The following is a 24132-nucleotide window of genomic DNA, read 5'->3' on the forward strand; positions in this document are numbered from 1 at the left end:
CAATTTGTTACATTACCCTCATTCTGGAAGTAAACTGCACCACCAGTCCCAGAAGCAGTGTTGTCAGTAAAATTACAATTTGTTACATTACCCCCCTTCTGGAAGTAAACTGCACCACCATAGATTCTTGCATTGTTATCAGTAAAATTACAATTTGTTACATTACCCTCATCCTGGAAGTAAACTGCACCACCATACACTGTTGCAGTGTTGTTAGTAAAATTACAATTTATAACAATACCTGAATACATAAAGTAAATTGCTCCTCCATTACCCTCAAAGTTAGCATTTTTAATGGTTAGATTTTTAATTGTTACTCCGGATGTCGTAACAGAAAATGCTCCATGGCCTGAATTGGCCATGTCAATAACTGCACCATTACCGTCAATTACCCTGGAAGTAGTGATTTCAATTGTGTCGCCGTCACCGGAAACATAAGTGTAATTTCCTGCAAATAATGTTATATCTCCATCAAAGCGAAATTGGTCTTTTAACTGAGTATAATTATATTCACCTTCGCCTAATACGTCAACATCATTTTCAACGCTTACAATTTCATCATTTTCTCCTGCAGACAGTTTTCCCGTATCATTCACATCAACATCTGCCGCACTTGCCGCTCCAACCACGAGCAGGCCTACAAGAAATATTGCCATGAATATGATTATTTTTTTATTGAACTCCATTCTTTTTTCCTCGATGAATATATATTTTGATAGAAATGTTTTATGTTGAACGAACAAATATTTGAAGCCATTATTTCCACATAAAACATCAATACAATTAAAAATCTATTAATTATATATATTTATATATAACTATAATAAGAAAAGGTTAAAGCGGATTTTTACCTCTTCCCGCATAAATTGTTTCATAATATCCGTGTTGCACAAATATAATATCAAAAACAATATACATTAACTGGATTTATTTCTACCAATGCATACTTGCTGGCCGGCACGAAGCCCTGGAAGTTTCAAATATACTTCATACATATGTACAGACCTGCTTTTTAAAGTATTTTTTTAGCACCATTCAATATTATTTAAGTTAAACATTAACATCGAACTTATTCCAATAATCACTAACTCATCAGAAGTTTTATTCAACTAGGATCATAACTACAAATACTATTGGTAAAGTAAATATAGCGGTTAGTACTAACGATACAAACAATCCTACGAAATTCACCCCAAATATGCCTGTCATTAAAAATATAAAAATAAGAATATCTATAATCAAAGTTATTTCCCAGACCTTTTTTTCTGGTCCACTAACTCTAGTATATGGTGCCTGTTTATAAGTATATTGTATTTTTTCTCCAACTAAATGCACTCCACAATGAGGACATTTACTTGCCCCCCTTTTAACGGGTTTTCCACAACTTCCACATTTCGAACCAGCATAATCATCCATAAAAAACACCTTCTTGTTAGTATATCTATTAACATTACTTAAAAATGTTATTAGCATATATTCATGGTTTAAGTAAATAGCAATTGTTTAAACCAGCATTAACTTTTATTTTCGTAGTGTTTTGATGTGTGTTAATAATGTTTATGCGACACATTTTGTAATACGTTCTGCAAACCGGCACGAAGCATCGAAGTTTTGAATAGCTATGCTCTGACGTTAATGTTAAAGTTATTTAATGTCTTTAAAAATTTTTTTGCACCCAATATTCAATCGCCAAATATAAATATATTCTCTGATAGATTTTTGAATATCTATAATTTGGAGGTAAAAACAATGGATACAAAAAAAATTGTATTTATTACAGCAATCTTAATGATAGCAATTTCTTCATTAAGTATGGTAAGTGCCGGATGGTTTGATTTTGAACCAGAAGAAGTAACTGGTGAAATTTTGAATTCTTCCGTTACTTGGGAAACAGTAGAAAAAATGGATTTGGAGCCAGGTCAATCATTCCGTATAGATGCAAATGGCCACGCAGATGTTAATTATACAAACGAAACTACTATAAACTATACCCTAATAATCAAACTTAATGCCACTGATGACCAGCTGAAAAAAGTAAACGAAAACCTAGATGACAGTGAGCTGTCAGTGATATCAGATAATGATACACTAAGTACCAGTGATATAAGAGTATATAATTCCAGCTATAGTCTAGATGGAAATATCTTAACTATAAATGTAACTACAACATATGAAAATTATTATCTCATCCAAGATTCCGGTCAAGCAAAAATTCTATCGGGCAATATTACTTTCCAAGACACTTCATATCCGTATATAAAATTTTAGAAATATTTTTGTCAAATAGATGTTTTAAGTTTTAAAGTTTTGAATATTTCCCACTGAAAACATAAAACATCTATTATTATCATGCACATATCCAAAAAAAAAGAGTTTTGCATTAATTATATTGATAAAAATGATGAAGACAGAGTTGTTCATGAGACAACTGTTAAAAACATTGAGGTTAAAAAATGAATAATAAAAAAATCGTATATATTCTACTGCTTTTTTTAGTAGTTTTCTCTTTATCTTTTGTACTGACAGTATCATTTACAAATTTCACATCATACGATGGGCCTAATAATTATCATGCTTTAGCAGATGTTGATGTGACAAACGGAAGTGTTGAAATACTGGAACCTAATCCATCTTCTGATGCTAGATGTAAAGTTTATTTTGAGGTTGATTTAGATGATATTGATTGGTATGTGCATCCTGATTCAGATGACGCTTCAGATGAACTAAAAATAAAAGACTTTTTAAAATCAAATACTGGAAAAATTATTGAAAAAGGCGAATCTAAAGACGACGGATGGAGTATTGATAATGAATTATATTTACAATGGTCTACAGGCCCTATGGCTCCTTTCTTTAAACTTGAAGGTAATTTAACTATAGAAGATAATAAATTAATATTTTCAGGTTACGGTTATAACGATACTGAAACTATTGGTAATTTGAATTATCTTGATCCGGGCGTGTTAATGAGTATAAATAATCCGGACAAAAATAGTTCTGCGACTATAGAATTTAAAATTGATAAAAATGATTTTAAATTAAACTAAATAATTAAAAAATTAAATGTTAGAGTATTAAATACTCTATCAAAACTTTTTTTAAATACAATTTATAACTAAAAAAAAGATGAAAAATGCCATTAATAAGGCATTAAATTAAACTATTCAACCAGTTCCCATTCATTGTTTCCCAAATGCCTGTATCTATGGCCATCGGGAGCGTCGTGAATTTCACCAGTGTAGATTATTCTTCCTTCCTGGGCGCTGTAGAATGCACCTGGATCACTGACTGCTGCCGGCTGCGGTGAAACTGCAGGCTCTTCAATGACCTCTATGGTCTCGGATGTTGCGTTTTCAGTGAAATTGTCGTTTCCCTTAAATGTACAGTCGACAGTGTAGTTTCCTTTATCCACATCCATTTTTACTTTTGCAACGCCCCGATCATTAGTAACGGCTGTCTTTTGCTCAGTTGTTCCGTTATTATTGGTAATTGTAACATTTACAGTTTCGTTTTCAATAGGGGTTCCATTGACATCAGTGAGATTAATATAAATCGGGTCCCCCTCGGTTATTGTATCATTGGTTTCGATACTCACATTTGATTTTTCTTTGCCGTAATTCGGCATTATTGCCGCCAAAGCGAGGATAAGGACTGCAACGACTATTATCAATGCGACTACAATAGCTTTATTTCTATCCAAAAAATCACCTCAATTACAATTAAATTGATTAACAATTTAGAGCTTTTAGTATATTAATGTATTTGAGAGAAAAAGCCGGGAAAAAATAAAAACATTTAAATAATATTAAAATATAACTAATAAACGATGTGAAATAAATTTCATATTTGTACATGACACAATTCAACCATTTTATAATCTCCAAAATGATTAGAATATGTTTCATAGGAAGTAGCAAAACAAAAACTACTTCCAAAACTCCCCCTTTTTTGAAAAAAACTTAATTAAAATTACTATTTTTTAGGCGAAATATACTTTTTCTGCATTTATCCCATCAAACGACTCGTTCCAATGAAAATAAAATAAAAACATTTAAATAATATTAAAATATAATTAATAAACGATGTGAAGTAAATTTCATATCTATATATGAACATCAGTAAACCATTTTATAATCTCCAAAATGTTTAGAATATGTTCTTATAGGGAAGTAGATTAAAATACTTCCTCACTCCCCCTTTTTTAAAGATTAAACATCATCAAGTATTTTAGGGTCTGCACCGGCAATTTCAACCAGATATTCGGCTTCGACAATGTGCAGTCTTGAAGGAATGACAATGCAGTGAAGAGGCCCTCCAAAATCAAAGTCCATGAGCTCACTGATTTTACCCGCTCGAACGCAAACGTCCTTTGAACCCACGCGAGCAATGCCCATCGCAAGAGTATCCTCCGTGACCAATCCTTCACGGTCCAAATCATTTTTGATGTTCATGAGATATTCCAAACCCTGGTTCACAGTCATGTAGCGGTCCTTATGAGCCTGAATGTCAAGCAGAACCAATGTATGCAAGTCCATCTTCAAGTTCTCTTCAATGGCCTCATAGGGAGATTTCGGATAGAAGTTATAATCCGGAAACGGGATGGTTGTCACCTTTCCGAACTTGTATCCCTGAAGGCCAGAAATGGCCGGTGCCGAAGACAGTATTGAAGAGCCATGAATGACCTCATATTCAATGCCCCTTTTCGCACATTGCACCAAAAAGTCGCTATGGGTGGTTGCAATCAACGGATCGCCCCCTGTGATTAGGGCAACATCCTCATCTTTTGCCTCATCAATGAACTTATGCTCCTCTTCAACTTCGCCCCTGACCAGAACTTCAATTTCCTGGCCGACCAGCTCCTCAATAGCTTCAAAGCTTGAACCAAACAGTCTGGATGTGAAAAATTCCGCATAAATTCTATCGACATTTTTCAGACATTCCAAACCCTTTATTGAAATGTCCCTATGGTCAAATAATCCTAAACCCACTAAATAAAACATATACATTATATAATAATTTAAACATAATAAATCTTATGAAATGTGTAAAAGTTCCATTAAGGGAGTTGAATGATACCCGCATAAAATTAATGGAAATCGGCAAGATGAACATGGAATATAGGATTAAGGCGGAAGCCGATTTCGGATATATCCCCATCAATGACGATATTGAAGGTTATGAAATCGTCGACATTGAGCTTGAAGCCATGAAAAGGGTTCCCCATAACTTTTCCGAACTGCTTGAAGATGAACTCACTTCAGAGGAAATTGAGGATTTGAGAACCTCCTTTGACACTATTGGCGACATCGTGATTCTTGAGATTCCCGACAACTTGCAGGACAAAAAACAGACAATCGGGGACGCTGCGCTCAAGTTCACAAAAAGAAGGTCAATCTACATGAAAAAAAGTGCAATAAAAGGGACAACCAGGGTGAGGGATTTGGAGTTCCTATCAGGAATAGACGACCCAATCACCATACACAAGGAGCATGGAGCCCGCCTTAAGCTGAATGTCCGAGACATGTATTTCTCTCCAAGGCTTGCAACCGAGAGAAAACGGGTGATGCAAAGCGTTGAGGAAGGCGAAAAGATTCTTGACATGTTCTGCGGAATAGGTCCGTTTCCAATAGTGATTGCAAGAAATAAAGATGTGGATATCACCGCTGTCGACATCAACGGCGAAGCCATCAGATATCTGGATGAAAACATCAAGCTCAATAAACTCAAAGGTAGCATCAAAACATATGCCGGAGATATTGCCGAGGTCAGCAAAGGATTTAAATGCAAATTTGACAGGATGATAATGAACCTGCCAGGTCTTGCCTACACTTTCCTTGACCTTGCAGTCGATTTGATTGAAGACGGAGGAACAATCAACTATTATGAGTTTTCAGATTCATATGAACAGGGAATAAAACGGCTGGAAACCGCATGTGAAAAGAAAAACAAAAAGGTGGAAATAACCAATGCCCGCAAGGTCAAATCCACATCACCTGGAGAATGGCATGTTGCCATCGATGGGAAAGTAAGTGACGAGTGAAAACCTTTTTGCACTTAATTTTTTTAAATTGCAGATTTTGCACAAAATCTAATTTTAAAGTTAATAATATTAATATCTATATTAAATTACAATTGAATAATAAACAAATATGAATAATTTTATTCATCTTATGAAAAAATTAAAATCTGCGCAGTCAGATAAATATTAAACTCTTTTAGAAATTTTTAAATATAATCCCTTAAAAATATTATATTAACTGACTTTGAGGTATTTTTTAATTAACCTAAAAAATAAAGAAAATTCAGCTACAATACACAAACTAAATTAAAATCAAAGGTTATATTTATAAAAAAATATAATGAAAACTTTTAATTTGATGTTTGAAAAAATTCGAAAAATTTCTTAATCGGAGGTAAATAATATGGCTAAGTTTTGTCCACACTGTGGACATGAACAAGAAAATCCAGACAACAAATTCTGTTCAAAATGTGGCGGATCCATGGATAATACCCAACAAGCAGCAGCTGCTGCAGCACCTACCATGAACAATGCTGCAGGTTCCATCTGTAAAGTTTGTAAATCCGTGATTCCAGCTGGACAAGTTGTTTGCCCTAACTGCGGATCACCTGTTGTACAGGATACTCACACTGCAGCAATAGTTATAGGTTACATAAGTGCAATCGTATTAACACTGCTCATAGGTATCTTCGGGGTTATCATTACAGTCGGAATCGGTATCTACCTATACACCAGAGATAACGAAGATGTCCACAAACATGGATTAATCATTATAGCAATTTCCGTTATAATATTTGTTATATGGATACTTTTCGTATTTGCACTAGCTTCTAGCTATCACTCAACCTATTACTACTATTGAGTTTTCTAAACTCAATTTTTTTATTTTTTTAAATTAAAAAAAAACCTCTTTTTAAAAATTAATTGAATTATTGCCTAGATTGGGTCAATAATTCCTTTTTCTGTGATGATTCCAGTGACAAATTCCTTTGGGGTTATGTCAAAAGCAGGGTTGATGACTTCTGTTCCCTTAGGACAGATTCTTGAGCCCCCATAATATCTCACTTCATCACCGTCCCTTTCTTCAATGATGGTATCATAAATGGATATCTCATTATCGAAAGTGGAATATGGGGCTGCCACATAAAATGGAATATCATGGTGCTTTGCGGCCAGGGCAACCATAAATGAACCTACCTTGTTTACGACACCGCCTTTTGCTATCCTATCAGCGCCGATGACAACCTTGTCGATTTTGCCCTGTGACATCAAAAATCCTGACGCAACATCCGGAATCAATTTCACGGGAATGTTTTCCTGCTGCATTTCCCAGACGCTTAAGCTAGCACCCTGACCGCGAGGACGGGTTTCATCACATATCACATTGATACTTTTACCTGCATCTCTTGCGGCCCTGATTACGCCTAAAGCGGTTCCATAATCCACACATGCAAGCGCTCCTGCATTGCAATGGGTTAAAATAGTGTCCCCATCATCGATTATTTCAGCGCCGTACTTTCCGATAGCTCTGTTTGTGGCCATGTCCTCCTCATACATCTTTAAGGCTTCGCTGACTGCATCATCTTCACTGTTCAATACCCTGTCAACTGCCCAGAACAGATTTACGGCTGTCGGTCTTGCGGCTTTGATTTCATCACCAGCCATGTTTAAATCGACCCCTTCAAGTTCTGCAAGAGCCATTGCAAAACCGGCGGCCACACCAATTGCCGGAGCTCCGCGAACAGTCATGTTCTTAATTGCGACAATGACATCCTGATAGTTATCACAATATACGTAAGTTAACTCATCAGGAAGCTTTCTTTGATCAATAAGTTTTAATTTGTTGTCTTCCCATTCAAGTGTTTTCATGTTAACGCCTTTAAAAAAAATATCCTAAAAAAAATAAGTAAAAAAGTATAATTAAATGTTAGTTTCTAATTTTGTTTAATGTTTGAGCATTAATTTTATAATTATACTTTTTTAAAAAATATCCTCACGGATGGATTAGAGACGTATTAAAAATACATCTTAATTATTATTTATCAATTTATTACTTATAAATATTTAGGTCTAATTGAATAAAAACTGTTTATTTAGTATTACCCAAGTATTACGCATTTTCAGTCATAATTGGCACGACCTGTTTCTTACGTGAAACGACACCCTCAAGCAAAACAGTATTATCCTCTAATTTTACATTATATGCCTTTTCAACAAGTGATGCATCCTTGCCCAAAGCGATGACCTGTGAATTGCTGTTAACGATATCAGTGATTAAAAGCATGAATAAGTCCAAATCCTCTTCATCGATGATTTTATCCATTCCGGCTTCCAGATCGTCTTTTAAAGCCATGACATCAGAAATATCTGCAGTATTTACTTGATTTACAATTGATTTTACATCCTTGAAGTCGATTTGCTTTGCATCTAGCGCTAAAATCTCATCGATTGTAAAGCTGCTTAAGTCTGTTCCTGCCTTGAGCATTTCCAAGCCGTATTCTTCAGCATCGATTTCTGCTATTTCTGCAAGTTTCTCGACAGCCTTTATATCATCTTCAGTTGTGGTTGGTGATTTCAAAAGCAAGGTATCGGAAATGATGGCGGACAACATCAATGTTGCGATTTCCTTTGTGATTTCAACACCGTTTTCCTCATACAATTTGCATAGAATGGTTTCACTGCATCCCACAGGTTCAAATCTTAAAAACAACGGATAGGAAGTTTCCAGAGCCAATTTATGATGGTCAACAACTTTTAGGATGTTTGCATTTTCCAAATTGTCCACTGATTCAGCAGGAGAGTTGTGGTCAACCAAAATGACGTTAGCTCCATCTTCAACACTTTCCAAGAGTTCCGGCGCTTGGATGCCTAAATAGTTTAAAATAAATTCTGTTTCTTTGTTGATATTGCCTAATCTGTAAGCTTGAGCTTCACTATTACCCAATTCATGTTCCAAGTTAGTCATTACCAAACTTGAAGTAATACTATCACTATCCGGACTTTTATGTCCAAAAACATAAGTTTTAACCATATTATCTATTTCCTCAAAAATTAATATTCCTATTTAATTATCTTTTTCATCTAATTTATAGATTAGTTCTGAAAAATAACAAAATATATTGATGGTGAATTTGATTGGTGAAAAAAAATGAAATAATAGGCTATGAACAATAGCCCAACAATAATCAGTAATGGCTTTGAGGAGTCATTCCCAAATGATGGTCCTCGCTTTTTTTACCAGGTATCCCGTATGCATCCGCTCTGCATTGGGTGCATGCTCTAAATACCGGAATGATTTCCTCCACCTGCTCCCTTACGGATTCCATCATGGAACAGTCAGGACGTGAGTAATGTTTCATTTTAGCTAAAGGAATTAACGGCAAAATGTTCATTAAAGAAGCGCCTCGCTTTTTCACTTCCTTAGCTATTTCAACAATATGCTCATCATTTAGTCCAGGAATTAAAACTGAATTAACCTTAACCACCAAGCCATTGGCCGCTGCCTTTTCAACACCTTCCAATTGATTTTTGATTAGTATTTCGACAGCCTCATAACCTTTGTAAACTTTTCCTTCATACTTGATGAATGAATAAATATCAACTGCAATATCCGGATCGATTGCATTAATTGTTACAGTAACTGAGTTCACTCCAAGTTCTGCAAGTTTATCTGCATATTTTGGAAGCAAAAGACCATTTGTACTCATACATTTGATTAAATCCGGTTGTTCAGATGCTAACTTTTCAAAGAATTCGAATGTTTCCTCATTAGCTAGTGAATCTCCTGGTCCAGCTACCCCTACAACTGCTATTGGACCATCTGCAGTAACATCATTAATGTGACTAATTGCAGCATCAGGATTCATAACACAGCTTGCAACACCTGGCCTATTTTCTTCATCATTAATATCCCTTGTACAGAAGTTACAAAAAATATTACATTTTGGTGCGACAGGCACGTGTGCTCTACCTACTTTATCATGCATCTTTTCATTGAAACATGGATGTGCTTTTGTTATATGTGCAAATCTTGAACCTTTGTGTTCAGCCATAATATCACTTCTCCAAAATATAACTCGTGTTAATTTGTATTAATACGAACAAATATATAAAGTTTTCTATTTGCCATTGCTTAACTCATCAATATATTCATTGGCTTTTTCAATCCATGCATCCTTAATTAGCTCATCTGTAGCAACGACAGCGACAATATCCTCTGTTGACATGTCTTTAATAATCTTAAAGCCTTCAGGCAATATTCTAAAGATGGCATCATAGATTCTTCTTTGTAGATTGGAGTGAGGGTCATCAATAACCAATGTTTTTAAATCCAAATGATTTCCAGTAAGCTCAAGCTGATACCTGTTCGGTTGATAAATTTCATCTCTTGAAAATCTTTTCCACAATTGCTTCAATATGTTTGGAAGGTAATTCTCGTCATCAATGATGATTCTTGTAATGTCATCGGCCTTAACATAAGACAAGTTGGCCACCTCTTCAAAAGTGATGGCATTTGAAGTCTTTCTCATTTTAATAGCTAAGACAAATACAGGATCATCCGGATTGACATAAGCTTTTAAATCATCTACTGCTGTTCCAAGAACCAAATCCTGAAAGATTTGCTTAATGATGATATCATAAACTTCTGCACCTTTTTCATCATAGCACTCAACTAACATTAAATCAACCCTTAAGACTATTTATTATCTTGCCTGCGCCCCATTCCAGATACTAAAAGAGCCGCTCCAACAGCACCGATATGTTGAGAATATTCAGGAACAATGACTTCGATTCCACCTAAAGTCTCACTTACGGCTTCAACAAGACCTGAGATTAGGCTTGTACCTCCCACCTGAATTAATGGTTCACGAATATCGATTTCTTGAAGTTGCTGTTCATAAACCTGCTCTGATACTGAGTGACATGCAGCGGCTGCAACATCAGCTTTGGAACCTCCTGCTGCAAGTGTAGTTACCAAGTCCTGAATACCGAATACAATACAGTAGGAGTTAAGCATTGCTTTTCTCCAGTCCCCCTGCACGGCCAATGGACCCAATTCGGTGATGTCCACATCTAACCTACGGGAAGTCATGTCTAAAAATCTTCCGGATGCTCCCGCACAGATTCCTCCCATTGTGAAGTTATCCGGAATACCGTTATTTACAGTGATTACCTTGTTATCCATACCGCCTATATCCAATACGGTAGCTTCACCTTTCTGACAATCTGCCAGATACACTGCACCTTTCGCGTTGACTGACAATTCTTCTTGAATGAGCTCTGCATTGAATTCCTGGCCCATGGTAAATCTACCATAACCAGTGGTTCCGATACCATCCAGGTCATCCCAATCATAATCAGTTTGTGAGAATGCCTCTGCAGCGGCTGTCTTTGCAGATTCTATGATGTCCTTTGTGGATGTCCAGCCAGTTCCGATGACCTGATTGTTTTCCATGAGAACAGCTTTTGTAGTGGTTGAACCTGAGTCCAGACCAAGGGTAAGGCCTTCCTGTTTTTCACGGGCAAGAATGCTTCTGCGTGTTACAGTAGTGGCCAACGCTTCCATACGGATGAACAATTCATCCGCTTTTGTCCTTTCAGTGAATGAATATGTGACTACCGGGATACGAGTGTTGTTTTGTATGAATCTTCTGACCTCATTTCTGACCAATGCCGCTTCAGCACACCTGAAACAAGTTGCAATGAATACCGCATCAGGCTTAGACCTGCCTTCGACAATAGCCATAGCTCTTGCAATCATTAATTTCAAGCTTGAACTTTGAGCTGAAAATCCAAACTTTTCATAAGATTCATCAATGTAATCCAAATCGATTTCAGGAAGAACAATCTCTGCACCAAATTTGTTTGCTGCTTTTTCAATTTCTTTTTGAATTCCACTATATTCTGTTCCGCATGAAACTAAAGCAATTTTAACCATATTACTATTCCCCCTCAGCAGTCTCTTCTAGTGAGTCCACAAATTCGTTAATTTTATTTACCATGACATATGTTTCATCCTGATTATTAGGATAATCAAGCTCTAAAACAGGAATATCTTTATTTCTGAGCAAAAAGATTGATAATTCATTAGTTCTTGCACAACCGATACAACCAAAGCCATATGGAGCGCCATCAACAACTATGGCCGCTTCCGCTTCATCTATAATAGGTCCGATGATTGACATTCTTCCACGAACCCCTGACGGAACTTCGATAGCCGCATATTTAAGGCCCTTAATCGGGTCCTCTTCAGTGATATTCATCGGCGGAGAATCAATTTCCGGGTCTTTGATTTTTTGTCTGATTTGTTTTTGAAGAACTAAAGGAGTGTGACCTTTCCTTTCAAGTAAATCTGCTAAAATTAATGAGTTTGGAGGATAAATAGCTATTTTAACCATATTTTCACCTATTCTTTATTTTCTAAACATTCGTTCATAATTCTTTTAAATTCGTCAACGTCAACTGGTTTTTTCTCTTCCAATTCCACTTCTTTTGGATTTTCTAAAGCTTCAGCAACAAAGCCGAGTATTCTGTATTCCTTTTCCATTTGGTGGAATCCTTCCCTAGGTCCAAATCTATGGCCTCTGCATCTCCTAGGGTCACCTGGAGCAAAACCTCTTTCTTTTGTGAAAATGTGGTTTGGATCAAGTTTTCTTATTTCCTCAATGGCTTTATAGACATCTTCACTTTTTCCACTTATCATAGAGCCGTAGCAAGTGTTTTTTATTGTAAGAGGCAAGTCAAGCAAATGAAACTCATTTACAATTTCCTGCTCACTCACATGAGCTCCCGGCCCAATAAAAATCATACGGGTAATTACATCTGGGTCCCAATCTTCCTTACCCAAATCAGGACTCATGGTTAGATTCTGTGACATATACTACAACTCCTTCTTTTAATTTTTCGAGATAATCATAATCTGAAACAATATCGCCAATAATGTTAGTTGCCTCAAAGTTTTCCGCAGTCGGTCCGAATTCCACATTATCCTCAAATCTCACACCGATTAAACCTGCGCTTTTTGAAGACATGTTAGTGATACCGATTTGGCCTCTGATAACTTTGCCTACAGGATTATTTTCAGGAATCAAACCTTTGGCGGCTTTCTTATCACCTTCAAAAATAACAATGTGCATTCCGGGAACTGAGAAATGAACCTTTATTTGGCCAACAGGATTTTCCAAAAGACCTGATAAGAGTTTGAAATATCTAACAGACCTTGGCGCATTATCAACAAACTTAATTTTACAGATATCCTCTTTTTTGACAGCCTTAGTTATTACTTGTCCTTCTTTTAGGATGTCGATTGTATGTTTAGGATTTTGCTCAACAATGATTGCATCATCATCAACCAAGCCATCGATTAAATGCTCAACACCAGACTGAGACAATAATCTTGAAGCTTCTGCCTGAGTTTGATTTAACAATACCAATCTTTGTTGTTCTGATTTGACAGTAATAAAGTCATTTTCCTTTGCAATATCGATAATCTCCATTCCTCTAACGACTTTTCCAACAGTCGTATGGTTTGGAGTTAAAACTCTATTTTCCCGATATACAAAAAGCTTTCCCACACCTTTACCAGTATTCCTAACAGTGATTGTTCCTCTGAGTCTTTGAGTAGTATTCTCTTTAGGTTTATCAAGCCCTTCCAACTCATAAAAACCGATGAAAGATTCACTATCAAAAGAGACTTTTATTCTACCATCTTTAATTAAAGAGAACAAATGTTCAACACAAACCGGTGATTCCTCATCAATTTCAATGGAAATATAGGTATATAATTCATTGCCTTCTTCCAGTACAGTACTTAAATCAGATGTGGATGCACTATCGGTTGTTGTGCTTCTCTCTATAATCGGTTCAATGCCGGTTACAGAATCATCATCAGTAAGTTCCTCCAATGTTTTCTTACCTCCAATAATACGAGCAAAAATACCTTTATTATATGGAGGGACACTGTAAACATTAGTTGTGTTCTCTTTAAGCATGATTAAATGAGTAGACTCATTACTAAAACTAGATAAACTTAAAACAACATCTCCTTCAAAATACTTATATTCATCGGAAGTCGGTTCCAAATCAGTTACGATAGGGCCAATAGCCACCTCAGTAGGGGTGGACCATCGAATATCCAAATCAACAAACTCCTCATATTGATTTTTCCAAACATCAACCAAAGGTTTTGCTTCATCAGATTCATCGAGCTGGATTATAATAGAACCCTTATTTGTTTTAATTTTATATTTATTAATATTTTTCTCAAGTTCTTTTTTACCCTTAATCAAACAAACAACACTACCAGGAGTATATGGAGCATTAGTTTTATCAATCACGTCTTGTATTGAAGAACCTTCCGCTACATCTATTTCTTCTCCATTAATTTTAATTAACATACAATCTCCCAATAAGAATTTTTAATATTATATATTTATCATTTCACTATATTAAATAATTATTTATTTGATTTTCAAAAATTATATTAACACAAAGTTATAACAATATTATAAGGAGGAAAAAATAATGACCATTACAAAAAAGCATGTTTTTTCTTTACTAATTATATTGTTTATTGCAATAGGAACTATCTCAATAGTCAATGCATATACCGGAACCGGCTTTTCACATGACATTCCCACTTCCAGATATTCGGACATGTCTGCAGATGACATTTTGAGCCAGTATAATGATACTGATTGTGAAGCGGAAGTGACAGGAACCTGCGTAAAGGTAGTTGATGGAGACACACTTTATTTAGACAATGGCTATAAAGTTCGTTTAGTGGGAGTAAACACCCCTGAAAGAGGTGTGGAGGGATACATCACATCCAAAAACTTTGTTCAGAAGCTATGCTTAAATAAAGAAATTAGTCTTGATATTGACGATTCGAAACCTAACGACAGATATGGAAGAACATTGGCCGTTGTTATCGTTGATGGTAAAAATCTGAATGAAATTCTATTGCAAGAGGGTCTTGCAGAAATCATGTATATGCCTCCAAGCGAGTTTTATCCATATTCCTGGGCCAACAGTGACACACCGGTGGCAAATACAGACAGCACATCTTCAAGCGACAGTTCCAACACAGACACTTCTGATTCCGGAAGCTACATAGGAAATTCAAATTCTGGCAAGTTCCATCGTGCCAGCTGCAAAAGCGTGGATAAGATGTCTGATTCGAACAAAGTGTATTTTTCAAACAGAGATGATGCGATCAATCAGGGATATGAGCCGTGCAAGATATGCAATCCTTGAATTTTTTTTCTTTTTTATTTTGAAAAACAGTGAATCAATCTTTTGACATCATCGGAACATGAAAACTGGATTTTTCTCTTGATTGAACACTTCAGCTTGTTCATCACCATGATTCAAGTAAAGAGAATTGGAATCAGTCACTTCACCAACGACTTCAGCTTCAATTGAGTATTTTGCTAAATATTCTTTAATAAAATCGCATTTGTCTTCACTAGCTGTAAAAACAAATCCTGAACCCGGATAAGACCTGAGCCAATCAACCCATTCCACTGTTTCATTTCTTGGAATTTCCTCCAGATTAACAACAGCTCCTTTTCCGGATGTCTCCAAAAGCATTTCCAAAGTTCCTAAAATTCCCGGATTTGAGATGTCTTTTCCTGATTTAATGTAATCGTTTTCTGCAAGGTATTGGACAGCAGTGATTTGATCACGAACCAATTGAGAGTCTTTGTCATAGGTAGTATCCCAATTTAGGCTAAACATTTCATGAGGTTTTCCGTCCAAATCTATTGCAACAATTACCTTATCACCCACTTCAGCTCCAAAACTAGTGATTATTTTATCCTTTTGAGCAATTCCAACAATAGCAACACCCAATGAATCGACTTCGCCATCAGGGTGCAAATGACCTCCAACCATAGGAACGCCGAATTTTAGACATCCATCGTTGATTCCATTTAATAAGTCTTCATAAATCTCATCATTACTGATGGACATTATATTCACCATGGCAAGCGGTTTTCCACCCATTGCTGCAATATCATTAACGTTTACAAGAACGGAACAGTATCCTGCCCAATATGGGTTTACATTCATTATGTCGCCCCAAATTCCATCAGCGGCGATTAACATTACCTGATTATTTCCAATGTCAATAGCTGAAGCATCATCTCCAATGTCAATGACAACATTCCCTGAAACATTATATGATTCTTTTAAAAGAGATATTACATTATCTATTGAACTTTTACGAGATACTCCTTTAAATTCTTGAATAGATTTAACAAGACTTTTAAAATCCAAGATTACACTTCCTGTTTATTTAATATAATTTATTTTGTATTTGCAATTAATATTTTTTATTATTTCAACTATTTTTTCCTCAAGCTCGCCAATATCTGAAAAATCATATGTTGCCTGCTTTCCGTCAAATATTATCCTTTGAATATCTTTACCGCAGATATCATCAAAACCATCTTCAACCTCAAAGATGATTGAATTTTTTACTTTGAATCCATCTGCTACAACCTTATCCAAATCGCCATCCGTTATCCCCACTACAGGTATATCAAATCGATATAAAATATCAGAAGAGATCAATGTCGTATCATCGCCGACAGTAACGACAACGCTGGAATCCCTGAATCTATAAACATCTTCACCTGCATGATCTAGAAATGTCACCTTGAAATCTTTAGGTTTTTCCTTATTTAAAACCCTCGGTTTGACCTTGGCATTCCTTAAAAGTCCTGTTTTGATAATGGCCGAATCCAGGTCAACCTCGCCAAGCTTTTCAAGGCCATGCTCCTTAAGCTCACCGCCAACGATATCTACAATATGATTATCTTTAGCTATTAAGACAAGCTTATCAGAATTGGTTTTGCCGATGACAACACTGTTAACCATGATGTTTTCACCAGGACTTACACCATGTACAATTCTTTGATTGGTGCCAGCATCATCTTGTCTGATATGATTATCATACACCTCTTCAGGCATTACAATAGCTAAATCCAATCTTTCAGACAATTCATCAACAATATCCGGATGACCATTCCAAGGTATGATGCTTCCATCCACTTCACCAGGACGCTCTATTTGAACTACAGGAATGTTATTATCAGTTATTTTATTTTTATAATGATTATGAACCTTATATCCGAATACCTGTCCTGTCACATCAGATTTTCCATAGTTTAACAGAAATATTACATCAACGTTATCGTCATGGAACAACTTTAAAGAATCGCTAGGAACCAATTTGCGAGAGATATCAACAATATTTTCCAAACTTGCATCAATAACGGCAGTCCTGCCCATGGTTCCGCCCAATCTTGCTGAAACATCTCCATATTCCTTAAAAAGATTGATTAATTTTAATGCATAACCAGAATCAATAACATTTGGGCCATGAACTACAACACCAATCCTCATTTATTCACCTTAATTCTTTTTTTGAATATTCTGGATCCGCAGATTTCACAATCATCAAAAGGATAATCCTCATCAAATTCCTTTTTGCAACCTTCGCAGACCTTTTTCCAATTATATATTCCTTTAATTCCTTCAGTTATAACGCCAGAATAAGGAATTCCCATGATTTTTAAAGTGTTTTGAATGGTATAATCATCAGTAATCACCTTAACATCCTCACCATTTTGCGACAGCATGTATGCCAGAGAAATCAATTTGACGTCAGGCAATGACAATCTTAAAATATCACCACTACCAGATATAATTTCATTAACACTATTTATATACTGAAAAGGAACCTCTTTAATATTCAATAGCCCATCATTAACAACACTATCAAATTTCAAGCGGGACTCGAAATCCTTAATTTCGGCAGTTATTTCAGGGACTGTGAAATTGTTCTTGGAAGTTATCTGGAATCCATTTATAAATGCCGATGCATCCAACACATAACAAATTTCCATGATGAATATTTTAATCGTATAAACTAATAAATCTTAGCAATTCAAATTATGATTTTATGGAAATTTTGAAAAAAGGTTGGAATAAGCTTGGGAGAAGTTTGGGAGACATCTGGGAGAAGTTTGGAAAAATCTATTTAAATTTAGATGAAAAAATGTGTTATTACAGAAAATTCTTAGATTTTTCAAGAATTTTTATAAAAATAGAAAAAATGGAGGAAAGTGAAAATGCACATTGACAATGAAATTGACAATGAAATCCGATTTCTTGCACAATCAGAAATCAGATTGAAAATTCTCAGTGAACTAAACAAACGCCCAAATAATGTACGAGGACTTGTGAAGACCACAAAAATTACTTATAGCTCTGTATCAAGCAACATCACAAAATTAGAAGAAAATAACTACATTACAAAAGTTGGAACCAAATACCATGTCGACCCTATGGCCAAAATATATTTTAAGACACTGATGGATTTCAAGAAAAGCATTGAAATCATCAACAATTACGATTCCTTTTGGGACAAGCATGATTTGAAACTAATGAGCATTGATTCTATACGAAACATCAATGATTTGAAAAACTCACAGCTAATTGAAACAACACCATTGGACATTTACAAAACCCACAATACCATAAAACATCAATTGATGAACTCCAAACGGGTTAAAGCAATATTTCCATATTTACATCCGGAATATCCTAAATTAATTGAAAAGATATTGAAAAATGGAGGATCTGTTGAACTAATCATTCCAAAAGAAATTGTCAAGGCAATATTATTGCCTATGAATGAAAAATTAAAAAAGGATGCTACGAATAACGGGAAACTTAAAATATGCTCTGTAACAACTGATTTAAACTTATATCTAACCATTTGCGATAATAAGATGAGTTTGGGACTATTTAAAAACGACGGCAGTTTCGATCAGAACAGGATTCTGATATCCGATGATAAAAAATCATGCAAATGGGCAAAAGAATTATTTAAACATGTGAAAAATACGGTGATAGGATGACCAGCGTTCAAACCAAAAAAGAACTAAATCAAGAATTTAAAGACGTGAAATATATTTTAACATCCAGCATGAGAACCAAATTGCTATTGGCCGTATATAATGCTCCAAAGAATCTGGATGAGCTTAGAACAGAATTGCAAAAACCTTCAGCAACAATACTTCACGGGCTAAAAGAATTAGAAACGATCAATTTAGTCCGCAAATCACAAAAATACTATGAATTAACCTCAAACGGATACCTTTTGACAACTAATATGTTAAAATTAATTGAAAATTGGTACTCCTTAAGTAAAAGCGAAATATTTTGGAACAATCATGACTTGTCCGACATTCCTGAAGAAACAATCAGGAAAATCTATCTTCTAAAAGATGCGGAATATATCAGCTCAACAACAAGTGACTTATCGATATCTTTTAACAAATACATCCAATTAATTTCAAAAGCAAAAAAATTAGAAATATTGCTTCCAATATACTCTGAAAACCATTTGAAACACATTGTAAATCTTTTAAATGAAGGTAGCCTGAAGAAATTAGAATTGATTGTCAGTGAAGAAATATACAATTCAATCAGTGAAAATGAATTATTCAAAAATGAGTTGCTAGAAAATAAACAAGTGACCATAACAATCCTTGAAAATAATTTCAAGATATTCTTAACATGCTCTGATGAATTCATATCCCTAACACTGTTCTTCAAAGATGGGCATTATGATGATTCCCAAATACTAATCGCAACCGATGAGAATGCTAAAAAATGGGCATTTTCAATAATAAATCAATATCTACGGTGATTAGTTAATGAAGAATAATAGTAAAATAAATTTGACTATGTTAAAAGATAAAGAGTTATACAATCTGATTGTAATTAGAAATGGCGGTAGAACTACAATGCGGATAATTGACGAACTATTGGTTAATCCTACAAATGCTAATCAATTAGCAGACGCTCTGAATTTAGACTATAAAACAATCAAATACCATTTAGAGATTGCTTGTAGGCACAAATATATTGTAGAAGAGAAGTTCGACAATTACTATTCCTATCATCCGAGCGACAAGTTAATTAGAAACCTGGAGGAATATATGATAATAAGGGAACACCTCGAAAAAAGATAAAAGGTCAAAATATGAAAAGTGAAACATCAATTCAACATCAAGAAGAATCTTCCAAAGACATAACATGTGGAGTAATAACCTTAAGCGACAGTAGAAAATCTAAAAAACTAGATTTATCCGGCAAATACATATCTGAAGAAATCGAAAAACGCTACACCCTAAAATCAAGAAACCTAATCCCAGATGAAAAGGAAGATTTATTGAATGCCATCGAAAACATGGTTGAAGACGGCACTGATGTAATTTTAACAACAGGTGGAACAGGACTGGCATCCCGTGACATCACTGTTGAAACTGTTGAATCACTTTTCGAAAAGAAGTTGGACGGGTTTGGTGAACTATTCAGGGCAAAATCATATGAGGAAATTGGTGCGGCAGCATTGCTTTCAAGAGCTACAGCAGGAACTTATAAAAAAAGCATCATTTTTTCAATGCCGGGATCACCGAATGCCGTTAAAACAGCATTAGGACTAATAATTGAGGAACTGCCTCATTTAGTCCATCATGTAAAGAAATGATGAATCTTTCATCATTTTTTCTTTTTTTTAATCAAAAAATTCATTAACAATAATCAAAGGTTCTAGTTTTATTCCTGCTTTTTCAAACTCTTCAATAGCCCCTTCTTGCCTGTCAACAACAACAAAAGCTCTTTTTACATTACCGCCATTATCCTGGATAGCTTTAATGGCTTTAAGCAATGATCCTCCAGTTGTTGAAACATCTTCAACGACGATTACATCATCACCTTCATTTAACTCACCTTCAATGAGTTTAGATGTACCATAACCTTTCTTTTCTTTGCGTATCATCAATAACGGAAGTTTTGATTCAAGTGAAACGGCAGTGGCTATTGGAACTGCGCCTAAAGCAGGCCCTGCAACTTTATCAATTTCATCATCTACTATTTTTTCAGTGATTAGCTTTGAAATTGCAGATAAAATTTCAGGTTCTGTTATGGCTTTTTTCATGTTAATGTAGTAGTTACTTTTCTTTCCGGAAGATAAAGTGAAATCGCCTTCAAGAAATACTTCATTTTCCTTTAATAAATCTATTAAATAATCTTTAGAAACCATACAAATCAATTATAAATCGTCTTCGCCTTTAAGCAAGATTTTATCCCCAATTACTTTCACAAGCTCCATTGGAACCATATTTTCACTGGACTTAATTTGTTCTGAGAATCCAGTCTTCTTAAGTACTAAATCAGTGATTTCAAAGGTATCCCTATCCAAAATGACATCAGAAACTTTTCCAACAATTTGAATTTCTGCATCCAAAACTTCTTTACCAAATAATTCATCTTTAACTCTCATAAAATCACACATAATGTTGATGATATTATATTTGATAATCAAGTTAAAATACATTTACTTTCGTCATTTTTCATGTCATGGTAAAATTCAAGATTCTCATCATCGAAATTGACGACTTTAATCATGTCATATATTTCCTCATCGAGCTCGCCGTTAATATCAAGCAATTTATTTGGATAATCATTTATTAAATCTTTATTGAAAGCTATTCTTTTCTCATTTTCAAAAATTGCTCCATAATAAATGTCAGCTTCAACTAAATCCTGGAACATGTGACTTCCAAATGACAATTCAGGGACATAACCAACCTTACTGTAAGACTCTTCAAGGATAGCTCTGAATTGACTTATCTCTGCAAATACAACAGGAATTCCAAGCTCTGGTGAAGAGGTGCCTATCCTTCCAGGAACAATCAGCATTGAATTTCTTTCGTTTTCCTTGCAATATCCGTTTATCTCACCGATTATCCTTGCAATCAAGCTTTTTTTAGCATATGGATATTCATAATACTTGTGTGAATCGACATAGACCAATGTGTCAATCTTTTCCTTTCTTGACCTTCCCATGGATGCCTTCTTAATGTGGAAATAAGTTTCCCCAACATCCTCAGGTATTTCAATGACTTCTTTTGTTGTTGAAATCTGCAGCGGCCTGCACTGAAGTAGATTGACAACAAATGACTTGTCCGCACCAATATTGACCGTATATTCCACATCAACAGGATAATCATAAGCATTTTCCAGAGTCTTAAGCAAATCCTTCATCATCAAGATGAAATCGTCATTGTTTACAATACCATTACAGTTTACAAATACTATTTCCCTTCTTTTACCTCTTTCCCTAAATCTTCTTTCGGCTTCGGTATCATGTTCTATTACAGGGCGTTTTGCATATCTTGGGAGGACTTCCAGACCTTCCTCCACTGGGATTTCATGTAGAGAAATCTCCTTTAAATCCAAGACATCCAATGAATGTTGGGAGTATTTGTGGCGCTCGGCAACGTCAGGATGGTCGATTGCATGAGGCCTATCCAGATTGATAATTCTTGGATAATCATTTTGAGTTCTATCAACCGCTTTTGTACCAAGCCCCATTACAAGCCTAAGCATTCCTCCGTTATGCCCCATATCAGGCTGTGGAGAATATGGGCTGTATGAGAATCCGACGCCAGCTATTGTTGGGAAGAAATAATCTTCATAATAGGAACCTGAAACCCTCTGAACCAAAAGCCCCATCTGTTCATCACAATCGTCCAGATCATTCAATGAACGGTATTCCAATGCAGAAATGTTCATTGTACTTGCATAAACGGTTTTTACAGCCTCTTCAAATGCCTCAAGTCTCTCATCCAGGGACCCTCTATTTACGCAGAATACTGATTCATATTTTCCTGCAAATGCATTTCCGAAACCGTCTTCCAAAAGACTACTTGAACGGACGATGATTGGACTTTGTCCAAAGTAATCCAGAACACGTCTGAATTCATTTTTAATGTCATCCGGGAAAGTTCCATTTTTTAGGCCTTCTTCCAGCTCACGGCCTGCCTCATAGTAACCCTCTTTAGTCCTTTGCTTTACGCGAATATTCCACAAATCATTTGAAACAATGTATGTGTAAAACAAATCAGAACCTATGTAAAATGAATCATCCGGTTCAAAGTATGCGTATAAATCCGGGCGGTCCTTTTCGATGATTTTACGGGCCAAAAGCATACCGCAAGCTTTACCTCCAATCATTCCGCTTCCAACCAAACGATTATATATGCTGATGTAATCCTCATAATCAAAGTACTGCTTGATCTTTTGGGCTACCTTGTCATCCTTCGCCATCATCATGGAGCACATCAAATCGCACTTATCTGAAACATCAACCCCATTTTGATGCAACAATTCGGTTGCAGTGAAGAATCTCTCCCAACTGTCGGTATTCTGCTCGTTGTGATAAGCGGAAGTGGAATTGATTACCTGATAGAATTTGGAAACTTCCATTCCATCCGTTAATGTTGTGACTTCGCCAGTTTCAGGATTGTATTTATGGCCTAAAAACATTGTCTGCGAATATCTGTTCCAGACTTTTAGGGGATGTATATAAACATCTGACTTGTTAGAGTAGATATCGAGGAACAGTTGGGTGGTTTCCCTTATTTTTGCAATTGCTTCAAAGGAATGTTTTCCACGAATGACCGGGAAAAATGCTACCGTATCCAGTATGAATAAATAAGGACATGTTACTCTGAAGAAATTGCCCATCATTAGATCTGTTGACCATGCAGACTGCAAATCGGAAAGACAATCGAAAACGTAAAATGCATCAAAACCTTCTTTGGTGATAATATTGTGGACTTCCAGGGTAAATGATTCAAACTGTTCCATCGGGTCGACTTTATAAATTTTAATCCCGTTTCGCTCAATCATTGCAAATTCGCTTTCAGGATTTTCTCGCTCCTTTTCAAGTTCCGCAAGGTCATCATCAGTCATTGGGATTAATGGTTCGTGCTGACCGAAGTTGATGTAAATAAGATTTCTGTTATCTTCAAGTGCCTGTTTTACATAGGGGTTTACGAAATAGGAAAATTCCGTTAAGTTAGAAACTTGCCAAACAACATTATCCCCTAAGCGAATGTTGTCCAAAGTTTCGTCCAACTCATCGATACCTGATTTTATTCTTTCAAAAGCCGCCATAAAAATTCCTCATTTATTCAGATTTAAGTCAAATTTAAGTTCTATTTTGAAAATATATTCAATTAAATATA

General features: G+C 35.5%; 27 protein-coding genes and 1 pseudogene. 10 read left to right on the forward strand and 18 right to left on the reverse strand.

All coding sequences use genetic code 11. The annotated features are described in order from the left end of the window. Positions 1–686 (reverse strand): annotated as a pseudogene (locus tag IJE64_RS02895) (hypothetical protein); the annotation flags it as partial. Between the two features lie 415 nt (positions 687–1101). After that, the gene (locus IJE64_RS02900) at positions 1102–1416 is read right to left on the reverse strand and encodes a hypothetical protein (protein WP_292781783.1); all 315 of its coding nucleotides are present in this window, start codon (positions 1414–1416) and stop codon (positions 1102–1104) included. 333 nt (positions 1417–1749) lie between these two features. On the opposite strand from IJE64_RS02900, the gene IJE64_RS02905 reads away from it, so the two are divergent. Further along, on the forward strand, positions 1750–2268 hold the full coding sequence (locus IJE64_RS02905; protein WP_292781786.1) for a hypothetical protein: 519 nt from the start codon (positions 1750–1752) through the stop codon (positions 2266–2268). A gap of 323 nt (positions 2269–2591) precedes the next feature. After that, on the forward strand, positions 2592–3047 hold the full coding sequence (locus IJE64_RS02910) for a hypothetical protein (RefSeq protein WP_292781789.1): 456 nt from the start codon (positions 2592–2594) through the stop codon (positions 3045–3047). Positions 3048–3160: 113 nt separating this feature from the next. Here IJE64_RS02910 and IJE64_RS02915 read toward each other — a convergent pair whose 3' ends face one another. Both IJE64_RS02915 and dph5 read right to left on the reverse strand, forming a co-directional pair. Further along, positions 3161–3700, reverse strand: a complete 540-nt coding sequence (locus tag IJE64_RS02915) for a hypothetical protein (protein WP_292781792.1) — start codon at positions 3698–3700, stop codon at positions 3161–3163. A gap of 508 nt (positions 3701–4208) precedes the next feature. Beyond that, positions 4209–5000 (reverse strand): diphthine synthase, encoded by a 792-nt coding sequence (dph5, locus tag IJE64_RS02920; RefSeq protein WP_292781794.1) that lies wholly within the window; start codon positions 4998–5000, stop codon positions 4209–4211. A 35-nt stretch (positions 5001–5035) separates the two neighbouring features. Between dph5 and IJE64_RS02925 the strand changes: the two genes are divergently transcribed. Together IJE64_RS02925 and IJE64_RS02930 are read left to right on the forward strand one after the other, a co-directional pair. Beyond that, positions 5036–6040 carry a class I SAM-dependent methyltransferase family protein gene (locus IJE64_RS02925; RefSeq protein ID WP_292781798.1) on the forward strand — a complete coding sequence of 335 codons (1005 nt, stop codon included), beginning with the start codon at positions 5036–5038 and terminating at the stop codon, positions 6038–6040. 382 nt (positions 6041–6422) lie between these two features. Beyond that, on the forward strand, positions 6423–6881 hold the full coding sequence (locus tag IJE64_RS02930) for a zinc ribbon domain-containing protein (RefSeq protein WP_292781801.1): 459 nt from the start codon (positions 6423–6425) through the stop codon (positions 6879–6881). Positions 6882–6955: 74 nt separating this feature from the next. On the opposite strand, the gene mtnA is transcribed toward IJE64_RS02930, so the two are convergent. From mtnA to IJE64_RS02970, 8 genes are all read right to left on the reverse strand, one after another. After that, complete coding sequence (gene mtnA, locus IJE64_RS02935; RefSeq protein WP_292781803.1) at positions 6956–7888, reverse strand: S-methyl-5-thioribose-1-phosphate isomerase; 933 nt, start codon at positions 7886–7888, stop codon at positions 6956–6958. Between the two features lie 241 nt (positions 7889–8129). Continuing rightward, positions 8130–9050: a manganese-dependent inorganic pyrophosphatase gene (locus tag IJE64_RS02940; RefSeq protein ID WP_292781806.1), complete on the reverse strand. Its 921-nt coding sequence runs from the start codon at positions 9048–9050 to the stop codon at positions 8130–8132. Between the two features lie 154 nt (positions 9051–9204). Next, positions 9205–10071 carry a radical SAM protein gene (locus IJE64_RS02945; RefSeq protein ID WP_292781809.1) on the reverse strand — a complete coding sequence of 289 codons (867 nt, stop codon included), beginning with the start codon at positions 10069–10071 and terminating at the stop codon, positions 9205–9207. Between the two features lie 66 nt (positions 10072–10137). Next, complete coding sequence (locus IJE64_RS02950; RefSeq protein ID WP_292781812.1) at positions 10138–10698, reverse strand: methanogenesis marker 17 protein; 561 nt, start codon at positions 10696–10698, stop codon at positions 10138–10140. 17 nt (positions 10699–10715) lie between these two features. Next, positions 10716–11957: a methanogenesis marker 15 protein gene (locus tag IJE64_RS02955; protein ID WP_292781814.1), complete on the reverse strand. Its 1242-nt coding sequence runs from the start codon at positions 11955–11957 to the stop codon at positions 10716–10718. Between the two features lie 4 nt (positions 11958–11961). After that, positions 11962–12417: a methanogenesis marker 5 protein gene (locus IJE64_RS02960; RefSeq protein ID WP_292781817.1), complete on the reverse strand. Its 456-nt coding sequence runs from the start codon at positions 12415–12417 to the stop codon at positions 11962–11964. Positions 12418–12425: 8 nt separating this feature from the next. Further along, positions 12426–12896: a methanogenesis marker 6 protein gene (locus tag IJE64_RS02965; protein WP_292781819.1), complete on the reverse strand. Its 471-nt coding sequence runs from the start codon at positions 12894–12896 to the stop codon at positions 12426–12428. Continuing rightward, positions 12868–14415: a methanogenesis marker 3 protein gene (locus tag IJE64_RS02970; protein ID WP_292781822.1), complete on the reverse strand. Its 1548-nt coding sequence runs from the start codon at positions 14413–14415 to the stop codon at positions 12868–12870. Before IJE64_RS02970 ends, IJE64_RS02965 begins: the two co-directional genes overlap by 29 nt. 127 nt (positions 14416–14542) lie before the next feature. Between IJE64_RS02970 and IJE64_RS02975 the strand changes: the two genes are divergently transcribed. Then, entirely contained in the window at positions 14543–15274 is a 732-nt protein-coding gene (locus IJE64_RS02975; protein ID WP_292781824.1) for a thermonuclease family protein, read from the forward strand. 48 nt (positions 15275–15322) lie between these two features. Here the strand turns inward: IJE64_RS02975 and IJE64_RS02980 are convergent, their stop codons facing one another. Genes IJE64_RS02980 through IJE64_RS02990 form a run of 3 tightly spaced genes read right to left on the reverse strand, consistent with a single transcriptional unit; the run spans position 15323 to position 17931 of the window. Beyond that, positions 15323–16297, reverse strand: a complete 975-nt coding sequence (locus IJE64_RS02980; protein WP_292781827.1) for a methanogenesis marker 2 protein — start codon at positions 16295–16297, stop codon at positions 15323–15325. Between the two features lie 15 nt (positions 16298–16312). Continuing rightward, positions 16313–17428: a DUF2117 domain-containing protein gene (locus IJE64_RS02985; RefSeq protein ID WP_292781830.1), complete on the reverse strand. Its 1116-nt coding sequence runs from the start codon at positions 17426–17428 to the stop codon at positions 16313–16315. Beyond that, positions 17425–17931, reverse strand: a complete 507-nt coding sequence (locus tag IJE64_RS02990; RefSeq protein WP_292781833.1) for a ribonuclease VapC — start codon at positions 17929–17931, stop codon at positions 17425–17427. Before IJE64_RS02990 ends, IJE64_RS02985 begins: the two co-directional genes overlap by 4 nt. Positions 17932–17987: 56 nt before the next feature. Between IJE64_RS02990 and IJE64_RS02995 the strand changes: the two genes are divergently transcribed. Genes IJE64_RS02995 through IJE64_RS03015 form a run of 5 tightly spaced genes read left to right on the forward strand, consistent with a single transcriptional unit; the run spans position 17988 to position 20585 of the window. Beyond that, positions 17988–18167: a hypothetical protein gene (locus IJE64_RS02995; protein ID WP_292781836.1), complete on the forward strand. Its 180-nt coding sequence runs from the start codon at positions 17988–17990 to the stop codon at positions 18165–18167. Continuing rightward, positions 18157–18948, forward strand: a complete 792-nt coding sequence (locus IJE64_RS03000) for a winged helix-turn-helix domain-containing protein (protein WP_292781839.1) — start codon at positions 18157–18159, stop codon at positions 18946–18948. Before IJE64_RS02995 ends, IJE64_RS03000 begins: the two co-directional genes overlap by 11 nt. Beyond that, complete coding sequence (locus tag IJE64_RS03005; RefSeq protein WP_292781842.1) at positions 18945–19742, forward strand: winged helix-turn-helix domain-containing protein; 798 nt, start codon at positions 18945–18947, stop codon at positions 19740–19742. Before IJE64_RS03000 ends, IJE64_RS03005 begins: the two co-directional genes overlap by 4 nt. 7 nt (positions 19743–19749) lie before the next feature. Next, positions 19750–20067, forward strand: coding sequence for a winged helix-turn-helix domain-containing protein (locus tag IJE64_RS03010; protein ID WP_292781844.1), 318 nt, complete (start codon positions 19750–19752; stop codon positions 20065–20067). Between the two features lie 11 nt (positions 20068–20078). Next, entirely contained in the window at positions 20079–20585 is a 507-nt protein-coding gene (locus tag IJE64_RS03015; protein WP_292781847.1) for a molybdenum cofactor biosynthesis protein B, read from the forward strand. 27 nt (positions 20586–20612) lie between these two features. On the opposite strand, the gene pyrE is transcribed toward IJE64_RS03015, so the two are convergent. The 3 genes from pyrE to IJE64_RS03030 are packed head-to-tail and all read right to left on the reverse strand — an operon-like array spanning position 20613 to position 24061. Next, positions 20613–21140, reverse strand: a complete 528-nt coding sequence (pyrE, locus tag IJE64_RS03020) for an orotate phosphoribosyltransferase (protein ID WP_292781850.1) — start codon at positions 21138–21140, stop codon at positions 20613–20615. Between the two features lie 9 nt (positions 21141–21149). Further along, the gene (locus tag IJE64_RS03025) at positions 21150–21380 is read right to left on the reverse strand and encodes a PRC-barrel domain-containing protein (RefSeq protein ID WP_292781853.1); all 231 of its coding nucleotides are present in this window, start codon (positions 21378–21380) and stop codon (positions 21150–21152) included. Between the two features lie 38 nt (positions 21381–21418). Beyond that, positions 21419–24061, reverse strand: coding sequence for a PEP/pyruvate-binding domain-containing protein (locus tag IJE64_RS03030; protein WP_292781856.1), 2643 nt, complete (start codon positions 24059–24061; stop codon positions 21419–21421). Positions 24062–24132 lie beyond the last annotated feature (71 nt).

Source organism: Methanobrevibacter sp. (assembly GCF_017409525.1).
Taxonomy (GTDB): Archaea; Methanobacteriota; Methanobacteria; order Methanobacteriales; family Methanobacteriaceae; genus Methanocatella.